Below are 9920 nucleotides of genomic sequence, written 5' to 3' on the forward strand. Positions count from 1 at the left end.
GAACGCCGCGAGCACCTCGTCGTCCAGGCCCGCGGCATGATAGGCCTCCGGCACCGCATAGATGTTGTCGACGTCGCGCGCCTCGATCACGGCGCTTTCGCGCACGTTGCAGAACAGCCCGAGCTTGCGCCGCTCCTCCTTCGGAATTTCGCGATCGGTCCGGCACAGCAGGATGTCGGGCTGGATGCCGATCGAGCGCAGCTCCTTGACCGAATGCTGGGTCGGTTTTGTCTTCAGCTCGCCGGCGCTCGGGATATAGGGCAGCAGCGTCAGGTGGATGTAGACGGCGTGATCGCGCGGCAGCTCGTTCTTGAGCTGGCGGATCGCCTCGAAGAACGGCAGGCCCTCGATGTCGCCGACCGTGCCGCCGATCTCGACCAGCACGAAGTCGTATTCGTCATTGCCGGAGAGGACGAACTCCTTGATGGCATTGGTGACATGCGGCACCACCTGGATGGTGGCGCCGAGATAGTCGCCGCGCCGCTCCTTGGTCAGGATGTCCTGGTAGATGCGCCCGGTCGTGATGTTGTCGGCCTTGGTCGCCGGCCTGCCGGTGAAGCGCTCGTAATGGCCGAGATCGAGATCGGTCTCGGCGCCGTCGTCGGTCACGAAGACTTCGCCGTGCTGATATGGCGACATCGTCCCCGGATCGAGGTTGAGATAGGGGTCGAGCTTGCGAAGCCGGACCTTGTAGCCGCGGGCCTGCAGCAGCGCGCCGAGTGCCGCCGATGCCAGACCCTTTCCGAGCGAGGAGACCACGCCGCCGGTGATGAAGATGTACCGCGCCATGGGACCCTACCTTTAAGGCCTGGACCTCGATTCGCAAAAACGAATCACGCGCTGGCCACAAACATTCCAGCGCCTGTGGGTGACGCGAATATGAGAGACATATCAGCGCCTTGAAGAAGAATTTGGAGGCAGGAAGGGTGCGCCTTCCTGCATGGCTTATCTGCTTTATTGCGAACGCGGCGCCTGCGGTGCCGCCGGCGTCTGGTTCTGCTGCTCGTCCGACTTCTTGAGCGTGTCCAGCACGCCGCCGCTGGTCGGCGGCGTGACCGGTGCTGCGCCACCGGCAGGCTGGGTCTGCGCCGGCGGTCCATTACCGATCAGCGAGGCCGGCTTGCGGTCATAGCTCGCGATCCAGGACAGCAGCAGGCTGGTCGCGAAGAACCCGACCGCGAGCACCGCCGTGGTCCGGGTCAACAGGTTGGCCGTGCCGCGGCTCGACATGAAGCCGGCCGCGCCGCCCATGCCGAGACCACCGCCTTCCGACTTCTGCAGCAGCACCGTGCCAATCAGCACGACGACGATCATGAGGTGAATGACGAGGATGACGGTCATTGAAACGGCGCTTCGGTTCTGCGGGAGCGTTCGGGTGCGCGCGGGTGTTACACGATCACATCCGGCATTGCCACCCTCAAGCCCCGAGATAAGCACGGCGCGGGCGCCGGCAAGCATCCGCACAGGTCGAGCGGATCGTGCGCTTGCCCACAGACGTGGTTGTCTAATATAGTAGACGAATGGCTACTATGGAGGACAACTTCAGCCGGCGACTTGCTGAGCGCCTTCGCGCCGAGCGCGACAACCGCGGCTGGTCGCTCGCCGAGCTGGCGGAGCGCTCGGGCGTGGCGAAAGCCACCATCAGCAAGATCGAGCGCGCCGAGGCGAGCCCGACCGCCGTCATCCTGGTGAAGCTCGCGAGCGCCTTCGACCTGACGCTTGCCGGGTTGATGCTGCGCGCCGAAGCCCGCCCTGATCGCCTGGTGCGCGCCGCCGGGCAGCCGTCATGGCGCGACCCGGAAACCGGCTATCTGCGGCGACAGATATTCAGCCGTCCCGATCATCCGCTGGAGATCGTCAAGGTGGAGATGCCGGCGCGCCAGCGGGTGACGTTGCCGGCGGAATCCTATGCCCATATCCGGCAGGCGGTCTGGGTGGTGCGCGGCAGCCTCGTCATCACCGAGGCGGCCCAGCGTCATGTGCTGGAAACCGGCGATTGTCTCGGCTTCGGCGCGCCGGCCGAAGTCACCTTCGCCAACGAGACCGGCGCGCCCTGCGAATATGTCGTAGCGCTGGCGCGGAGCTGATCATGGCCATTTCCATCCGGCCGCTGGCCTCTTCCCCTGACATCATCGCGGCGCTGAGCGAGATCCTGGTCGAGACGGTGGCGAACGGCGGCTCCGTGAGCTTCATGCATCCGCTGCCGGTCGAACTGGCCAGCGCATTCTGGACCGGATCGCTGGCCGCCGCCGACCGCGGCGAGCGGATCGTGCTCGGCGCCCTCGACGGCGAAAGGCTGGTGGCGACAGTGACCCTGCTGCTCGACCTGCCGCCCAATCAGCCGCATCGCGGCGAAATCGCGAAAATGATGACGCGGCTGAGCCACCGCCATCGCGGCATCGCCAGCGCCTTGCTGCGCGAAGCCGAGCGCATCGCAATCGCGCGCGGCCGCACGTTGCTGGTGCTCGACACCGCCGTCGACGAGGGCGCGTCCTGGCTCTACGAGCGCGCCGGCTATCAGCTCGCCGGCATCATTCCAGACTATGCGTTGATGCCGCATGGCGGGCTGACCGGCACCATGGTCTACTGGAAGCGGCTGATGGCCGAAGCCGGCTAGATCGCCGCCGCGATCGCGAGGAAGTCGGCCGCCTTCAGGCTGGCGCCGCCGACCAGCGCGCCATTGACGCTCTCGACCGCCATCAACTCGCCAGCGTTCGACGGCTTGACCGAGCCGCCATAGAGGATGCGCATCCGCGCCCCCTCCTCCTTGAAGCGATCGATCAAGAGACCGCGGATAAACCGATGAACCTGCTCGACATCGGCGACCGTGGGCGTGAGCCCGGTGCCGATCGCCCAGACCGGCTCATAGGCCACCACCAGGTTACCGGCGCTAGCGCCGTCGGGCAGCGACAGATTGAGCTGGCCGCCGCAGATGTCGAGCGTCTGGCCGGCGTCGCGCTGGTGCCGGGTCTCGCCGATGCAGACGATGGCGGTGAGGCCGGCACGCCAGACCGCCTCGGCCTTCTGCCGCACGAGAGCATCGCTCTCACCGTGATCGGCGCGCCGCTCGGAATGGCCGACAATGATGGCGCTGGCGCCGGCATCGGCCAGCATCTCCGCCGAGATGTCACCGGTGTGGGCGCCGGAGGCCTTGGGATGACAATCCTGTGCGCCGACCGCGAGTGCCTTGGCCGATTTCGCCTTCTCCGCGAACGCTGCGACCAGCGTCGCGGGCGGGCAGACCAGGAGGTCGGCCCTGGCCGCGACCTGCGGCGCGCCGGCCAGCATGGCCTCGAATTCGCCTAGCGAGGCCTTCAACCCGTTCATTTTCCAGTTGCCGGCGATCAGCGGACGGATGGAGGCGGTCATGGCGGATTCCAATCGGATGATGGGCGCTGGCTGTGGCTTTTGACCCAAACCTGCGTCCTGCTCAAGGTTGCGACGGGGTGACTGCCTCTTTATGATGCGCTATCAGCACGGCCGCACCCGTTGGCGACCTCTCGCCTGGGCGCGCCCTACATCCCTCCTTTTTACAAGTTGGACGCATGCTCCGAGGATTGCGCAAGGCCTCATCGAACTGGCTCGGCAAGACCATCATGGCCGTGGTGATGGGCGTATTGATCATCAGCTTCGGCATCTGGGGCATCGCCGACATCTTCCGCGGCTTCGGGCAGTCGACGCTGGCCAAGGTCGGCGGCACCGAGATTTCGACCAACGAGTTCCGGCAGCTCTATACCGACCGGTTGCAGCAGATCGGCCGCCAGTTCGGCCGGCCGCTGACCATGGACCAGGCCCGCGCCTTCGGTTTCGACCGCCAGGTGCTGAACCAGACCCTGGCGGAGGCGGCGCTGAACGAGAACGCGCGGCGGCTGGGGCTCAACCAGTCCGATGCCGAGACCATGCGCGTGATCTTCTCCGATCCGAACTTCAAGGGCATGAACGGCGCCTTCGATCCGCAGCGCTTCCAGATGATCATCCGCCAGTTCGGCTTCAGCGAGCAGCGCTATCTGCTCGACCAGAAGCGGGTGTCGCTGCGCCGGCAGATCGCCGGCACGGTCGCCGCCGGGCTCGAGCCGCCGAAGACGCTGCTGGAGGCCTTGAGCCGGTTCCAGAGCGAGCAGCGCTCGATCGACTATGTCCGGCTCGACGCCGCCCAGGCCGGCACCATCGAGCCCCCCTCGCCCGAGGCGCTTGCCGGCTATTTCGATGAGCACAAGGCCCAGTTCCGCGCGCCCGAATACCGCAAGATCGCCTTCGTCGCGGTCACGCCCGAGGACGTCGGCAAATGGTCGGAAGTGTCCGACGACGACGCCAGGAAGCTGTTCGAGCAGCGCAAGGACAAGCTCGGCACGCCGGAAAAGCGCGAGGTCTCGCAGATCACCTTTCCGAATGTCGAGGAGGCGCAGGCTGCGCGCAGCCGCCTCGATTCGGGGCTTTCGTTCGACGACCTGGGGAAGGAGCGCAAGCTCGACGCCGCCGACGTCAATCTCGGACTGGTTGCCAAATCCGCTATCCTCGACCATGCGATCGCGGACGCGGCGTTTTTGCTCAAGCCCGATGAAGTGAGCCAGCCGGTGCAGGGCGGGTTCGGCGTGGCGCTGGTCAAGGTCGGCGTCATCCAGCCTGCGGTGCAGCCGAGCTATGAGAGCGTGGCGCCCGAGTTGAAGAAGGAGATCGCCACGGGCCGCGCCCGCACCGAGGTCGCCAACCTGCGCGACAAGATGGAGGACGAGCGTGGCGGCGGCGCCAGCGTGACCGAGGCGGCGCAGAAGCTGAAGCTGCCCGCCACCACGATCGAGGCCGTCGACCGCGCCGGGCTGATGCCGGACGGCCAGCGCGCCAACATTCCGCCGGGTCTCGACGTCGTCTCGCAGGCCTTCAACAGCGACGTCGGCGCCGACAACGACGCCATCGCCTACAAGGGCGGCTATGTCTGGTTCGACGTGCTCGCGACCACCCCGCCGCACGACCGCACCCTCGACGAGGTCAAGGACAAGGTCGAGGCGCGCTGGCGCCAGGACGAGACCGCGGGCCGCCTCAAGGCCAAGGCCACCGACATGGTGCAGAAGCTCGACCAGGGCGGCAAGCTCGCCGACGAGGCCGCGAGCGCCGGGCTGAAGGTCGAGAGCACCGCGAGCTTCAAGCGCGACGCCTCGGTCCCCGGGGTGCCGTCCGGCGTGATCGCCGCGGCCTTCCGGACCGCCAAGGACGGGGCCGGCCAGACCGCCGGCAACAGCGACACCGAATGGATCGTGTTCCGCGTCACCGACGTCACGGTGCCGCCGGTTGACCCCGGCTCCGAAGACATGAAAAAGCTGAAGGAGACGCTCATCCGCGGCCAGAGCGACGAGCAGCTCAACGCCTATGTCGCCAGGGTGGAGAAGAACATCGGCACCTCGATCAACGAAACCGCTTTCGCCCAGGTGACCGGTGCAAGCAATGGCAGCAACAACGATTGAGTGAGTTTCGAAGGCCCGCGATGGACGACGTCAAATCGATTATCGGCAAGGTCGCGACCGGCGCCACGCTGTCGCGCGAGGAGGCCGCTTCAGCCTTCGACAGCGTGATGTCGGGCGAGGCTACGCCCTCGCAGATGGGCGGCCTGTTGATGGCGCTCCGGGTGCGCGGCGAGACCGTCGACGAGATCACCGGCGCGGTCTCGGCGATGCGCGCCAAGATGACGCGGGTGACCGCGCCGGCGGAGGCGATCGACATCGTCGGCACCGGCGGCGACGGCTCCGGCTCGGTCAATGTCTCGACCTGCGCCGCGTTCATCGTGGCCGGCGCCGGCGTCCCCGTCGCCAAGCATGGCAACCGCGCGCTGTCGTCGCGCTCGGGCGCGGCCGACGTGCTGGCCGCCCTCGGCGTTCGGATCGATCTAGGCCCCGATCAGGTTGGCGAGTGTGTCAAGGAGGCCGGGATCGGCTTCATGTTCGCGCCGGCGCATCATCCGGCGATGAAGAACGTCAATCCGACCCGGCTCGAGCTTGCCACCCGCACCATCTTCAACCTGCTCGGGCCCCTATCCAACCCGGCCGGCGTGAAGCGGCAGATGGTCGGCGTGTTCTCCAGGCAGTGGGTGCAGCCGCTGGCTCAGGTGCTGAAAAATCTTGGCTCCGAGCAGGTCTGGGTGGTGCATGGCTCGGATGGGCTCGATGAGATCACCCTCACGGGTCCCACCTTCGTCGCGGCGCTGGACGACGGCGTGATCCGGACTTTCGAGGTCACGCCGGAGGAAGCCGGCCTGCCGCGCGTCGCCGGCGAAGCTTTGAAGGGCGGCGATGCCGACGCCAATGCGGTCGCGTTGAAAAGCGTGCTGGACGGCATGCCGAGCCCCTATCGGGACATCGCGCTCATCAATGCGGCGGCCGCGCTGATGGTGGCCGGCCGCGCCGGGACGCTGTCCGAAGGCGTTGCCATCGGCGCCAAATCGCTGGACAGCGGCGCTGCCGCCGCCAGGCTGAAGCACCTGGTCGCGGTCTCCAACGGCTGAGGCGGGCGATGTCGGACATCCTGACCAGGATCGAAGCCTATAAGCGCGAGGAGATCGCCGCCGCCAGGCGCGCCCATCCGCTGAGCGAGATGGAGGCCCGCGCCAAGTCGGCACCCGTCCCGCGCGGCTTCGTCCGCGCCATCCGCGAAAAGCTCGATCGGGGCGACTACGCCCTGATCGCCGAGGTGAAGAAGGCTTCGCCCTCGAAGGGCCTGATCCGCGCCGATTTCGATCCGCCCGCGCTGGCGAAAGCCTATGAGCAGGGCGGCGCCGCCTGCCTCTCGGTACTGACCGATGCGCCCTCCTTCCAGGGCCATCTCGATTTCCTGGTGGCCGCACGGGCTGCCACTCGCCTGCCGGCGCTGCGCAAGGATTTCTTGTTCGATCCCTATCAGGTCGTGGAGGCCCGCGCCTACGGCGCCGATTGCATCCTGATCATCATGGCCGCGCTCGACGACGGGGCGGCGAAGGAGATCGAGGATACGAGCCTCGCCCTCGGCATGGACGTGCTGATCGAGATCCATGACCGCGCGGAGTTGGAACGTGCCTTGCAGCTTCGCTCGCCGATGATCGGGGTCAACAACCGCAATCTGCGCACCTTCGAGACCACGCTCGCAACCAGCGAGGCGCTGGCGCCGCTGATCCCGAAGGACCGCCTGATGGTCGGCGAGAGCGGCATCTTCACGCCGGCCGACTTGGCGCGGCTGTCGCGCCTGGGCATGTCGACCTTCCTGGTCGGCGAGAGCCTGATGCGGCAGGAGGATGTGGCGGCCGCCACCCGCGCGCTGCTGGCGCGCGGCGAGACCGCCCGCGCCACGGGCACGCGCTGATGGCGGGCGCCTCCTCGAAACACGGCCCTGCCCTCACCCATATCGACTCGCGTGGCGAAGCCCGCGTGGTCGACGTCTCGGACAAGCCTGCGACCGAGCGCACCGCGGTCGCCGAAGGCCGCGTCGTCATGCAGAAGGCGACCCTCGACCTCATCCTGTCCGGCGACGCCAAGAAGGGCGACGTGCTCGGCACGGCGCGGATCGCCGGCATCATGGCCGCCAAGCGGACGCATGAATTGATTCCGCTGTGCCATCCGCTGATGCTCTCCAAGGTCACCCTCGACATCACCCCCGATCCGGCGCTGCCGGGCTGCGTGGTGCGCGCCACCGTCAAGGTCACCGGGCCGACCGGCGTCGAGATGGAGGCGCTGACGGCGGTCTCGGTCGCCTGCCTCACGATCTACGACATGGTCAAGGCGGTCGAGCGCGGCATGGGCATCGAGGGCATCCATCTGGTCGAGAAGCGGGGCGGCAAGTCCGGCCACTATCGGGCCTGAGGCGGCCCGCTCTCGCGTTTTACCCGCCATTAACCCTGCTCGCTAACCGAGCCTCCATCTCGACATCGTAGGTATGAGCGGGGATCGGACGTCCCGACGATGGCCATGCGTAACGCGGCGGCCGACGACCACGTAAGACGGATTGGAAACGCTTCCATGGACGTGAGAGCTTCCGCTCGGGGCGGCCCGATCAGTTGGCTGATCGTCGGCGGTTTCCTGCTGATCGCGGCGATCGCGGTCGGCACCACGGTCATGGCGGGCAGCTTCCGCGACCGTGCGCTGAACGCCAGCAAGCGTGAGCTGGAAAACACCGTGCTGCTGCTGACGCGCCATTTCGATCAGCAGTTCCACGACTTCGGCGCCATACAGGAGGATCTCATCGGCTTCGTGCGGTCGACCGGCATCACGACCACCGAGGAGTTTCGGCAGCGAATGTCGCGACCCGATATCTATCTGATGCTGAAGGCCAAGATCGGCGCTCTCTCCTATGTCGGCTCGGTCAACCTGTTCGATTCCGACGGCAACCTGATCAACTCCTCCAATCTCTGGCCCGTCCCTGCGGTCAATGTCGCGGACCGGGCCTATTTCAAGACCTTCAAGACCAGTTCCAACTCGGCGAGCCTCCTGGTCGAGCCGATGCAGAGCCGGATCACCGGGCTCTGGACCACCGTGATCGCACGCAAGATCACCGGTCCCAACGGTGAATTCCTCGGTGCGGTCGGCCGCGGCTTCGAGCCTGCCAATTTCGAGCGATTTTTCGCTTCTGCCACGCTCGACGCAGACGCCTCGATCACCATGGTTCATCGAGATGGAACGCTGCTGGCCCGCTACCCGCATTCCGACGCCCTGACGGGGCGCAACTTCCAGCAGGGTCCGCTCCTGCGCCAGATTCCGGCGGACGGAGGGTCGGCCAGCCGCATTTTCGTAAGTCCTGTCGACGGCACCGAACGGGTCGGGGCGGCGATGGCCTTGAGCGGTTTTCCGATCGTCATCGTGGCGAGCCGCAACGTCGGGCAGGCGCTCGCCGACTGGCGCGAGCAGATGCGTTTCCTGATCGGCGTCGGTGTCACTTCCGTGTTTCTGATCGCCGCGATGCTGTTCTCCGTGGTGCGCAGGCTGTCGCACGACCACCGCCGCTCCAAGCAGCGGCTGATGCTGGAGAAGCAGCGCCTCGACCTCGCCGTCAACAACATGACCCAGGGGCTGTTGCTGTTCGATGCCTCGCAGCGGCTCGTCGTCTGCAACCAGCGCTACATCGAGATGTACGGCCTGTCGGCGGAGATTATCAAGCCGGGCTGCAGCTTCCACGACGTGATCGCCCACCGCAAGGCAACGGGTTCGTTCATCGGCGACGAGCACGAGTACGTCGCCTCCGTGATCCGCAGCATCGGCAAGACCAAGGCCTACGTCATCGAGACGCCGGACGGCCGCTGGATCCAGATCATCAACGAACCCTTGGCGGATGGAGGATGGGTGGCTACTCACGAGGACATTACCGAACGCCGGCGGGCCGAGCAGCGCATCACTCACCTCGCGCATTATGATGCCCTGACCGATCTGCCGAACCGCGCGCTGTTTCACGAGCGTCTCAAGCACGAACTCGCGCAAGCCCGGCCGGACCGGATGCTGGCCGTGCACTACATCGACATCGACGAGTTCAAGAGCGTCAACGACTCGCTCGGCCACGGCATCGGCGACGAACTGCTGAAATCCGTGGCGGTCAGCCTGACCGGCTGCGTCGGCATCAGCGGCTTCGTCGCGCGCCTCGGTGGCGACGAATTCGCGATCGTGCAGACCGCGATCGGAAGCGTCGACGACGTCACCGATCTGGTGACGCGGATATTCGAAGCGATTCGGCTGCCCTATGACTGCCTCGGCCATCAGCTCACCGCCGATGCGAGCATCGGCATCGCGCTGGCGCCGCGCGACGGCACCGATCTCGACCAGATCCTGAAGAACGCCGATCTCGCGATGTATGCCGCCAAGTCGGCCGGACGCCGCACCTGGCGTTTCTTCGAGCCGGAGATGGACGCCAAGCTCAGGGCGCGCCGGCAACTGGAGCTCGACCTGCGCCAGGCGATCGCAAGCCAGGCGCTCGAG

The 9920-nt window shown here is 66.6% G+C and carries 10 protein-coding genes; 7 read left to right on the plus strand and 3 right to left on the minus strand.

Annotated features, from left to right (window positions below):
- Together JOY90_RS09275 and secG are read right to left on the minus strand one after the other, a co-directional pair.
- A partial coding sequence (locus tag JOY90_RS09275) for a CTP synthase (RefSeq protein WP_291690839.1) occupies positions 1-789 on the minus strand: 789 nt, incomplete at its 3' end.
- Positions 790-954: 165 nt separating this feature from the next.
- Positions 955-1341, minus strand: a complete 387-nt coding sequence (gene secG / locus JOY90_RS09280; RefSeq protein WP_291690840.1) for a preprotein translocase subunit SecG — start codon at positions 1339-1341, stop codon at positions 955-957.
- A 179-nt stretch (positions 1342-1520) separates the two neighbouring features.
- Here secG and JOY90_RS09285 point away from each other — a divergent pair, with 179 nt between their 5' ends.
- Together JOY90_RS09285 and JOY90_RS09290 are read left to right on the plus strand one after the other, a co-directional pair.
- Positions 1521-2087: an XRE family transcriptional regulator gene (locus JOY90_RS09285; RefSeq protein WP_291690841.1), complete on the plus strand. Its 567-nt coding sequence runs from the start codon at positions 1521-1523 to the stop codon at positions 2085-2087.
- Positions 2087-2617: a GNAT family N-acetyltransferase gene (locus tag JOY90_RS09290; RefSeq protein ID WP_291690848.1), complete on the plus strand. Its 531-nt coding sequence runs from the start codon at positions 2087-2089 to the stop codon at positions 2615-2617. The genes JOY90_RS09285 and JOY90_RS09290 overlap by 1 nt, the downstream gene beginning before the upstream one ends.
- Here the strand turns inward: JOY90_RS09290 and tpiA are convergent.
- Positions 2614-3369 (minus strand): triose-phosphate isomerase, encoded by a 756-nt coding sequence (tpiA, locus tag JOY90_RS09295; RefSeq protein ID WP_291690842.1) that lies wholly within the window; start codon positions 3367-3369, stop codon positions 2614-2616. The genes JOY90_RS09290 and tpiA overlap by 4 nt on opposite strands.
- Before the next feature lie 176 nt (positions 3370-3545).
- Between tpiA and JOY90_RS09300 the strand changes: the two genes are divergently transcribed.
- The 5 genes from JOY90_RS09300 to JOY90_RS09320 all read left to right on the plus strand — a co-directional run.
- Positions 3546-5459 carry a peptidylprolyl isomerase gene (locus JOY90_RS09300; protein WP_291690843.1) on the plus strand — a complete coding sequence of 638 codons (1914 nt, stop codon included), beginning with the start codon at positions 3546-3548 and terminating at the stop codon, positions 5457-5459.
- Between the two features lie 20 nt (positions 5460-5479).
- Positions 5480-6493 (plus strand): anthranilate phosphoribosyltransferase, encoded by a 1014-nt coding sequence (trpD, locus tag JOY90_RS09305; protein WP_291690844.1) that lies wholly within the window; start codon positions 5480-5482, stop codon positions 6491-6493.
- Positions 6494-6501: 8 nt separating this feature from the next.
- Positions 6502-7323 (plus strand): indole-3-glycerol phosphate synthase TrpC, encoded by an 822-nt coding sequence (gene trpC, locus JOY90_RS09310; protein ID WP_291690845.1) that lies wholly within the window; start codon positions 6502-6504, stop codon positions 7321-7323.
- The gene (moaC, locus tag JOY90_RS09315) at positions 7323-7820 is read left to right on the plus strand and encodes a cyclic pyranopterin monophosphate synthase MoaC (RefSeq protein ID WP_291690846.1); all 498 of its coding nucleotides are present in this window, start codon (positions 7323-7325) and stop codon (positions 7818-7820) included. Before trpC ends, moaC begins: the two co-directional genes overlap by 1 nt.
- A gap of 156 nt (positions 7821-7976) precedes the next feature.
- On the plus strand, positions 7977-9920 hold a 1944-nt coding region (locus JOY90_RS09320; protein ID WP_291690847.1), incomplete at its 3' end, for a diguanylate cyclase.

It is taken from the genome of Bradyrhizobium sp. (genome assembly GCF_019242285.1).
Taxonomy (GTDB): domain Bacteria; phylum Pseudomonadota; class Alphaproteobacteria; order Rhizobiales; family Xanthobacteraceae; genus Bradyrhizobium.

Excerpts from the sequence above, each read along its gene's own strand:
- moaC (WP_291690846.1), top strand. The coding sequence starts at position 7,323 with ATGGCGGGCGCCTCCTCGAAACACGGCCCTGCCCTCACCCATATCGAC.
- JOY90_RS09300 (WP_291690843.1), top strand. The coding sequence starts at position 3,546 with ATGCTCCGAGGATTGCGCAAGGCCTCATCGAACTGGCTCGGCAAGACC.
- JOY90_RS09285 (WP_291690841.1), top strand. The coding sequence starts at position 1,521 with ATGGCTACTATGGAGGACAACTTCAGCCGGCGACTTGCTGAGCGCCTT.
- tpiA (WP_291690842.1), bottom strand. The coding sequence starts at position 3,369 with ATGACCGCCTCCATCCGTCCGCTGATCGCCGGCAACTGGAAAATGAAC.
- secG (WP_291690840.1), bottom strand. The coding sequence starts at position 1,341 with ATGACCGTCATCCTCGTCATTCACCTCATGATCGTCGTCGTGCTGATT.
- trpC (WP_291690845.1), top strand. The coding sequence starts at position 6,502 with ATGTCGGACATCCTGACCAGGATCGAAGCCTATAAGCGCGAGGAGATC.
- trpD (WP_291690844.1), top strand. The coding sequence starts at position 5,480 with ATGGACGACGTCAAATCGATTATCGGCAAGGTCGCGACCGGCGCCACG.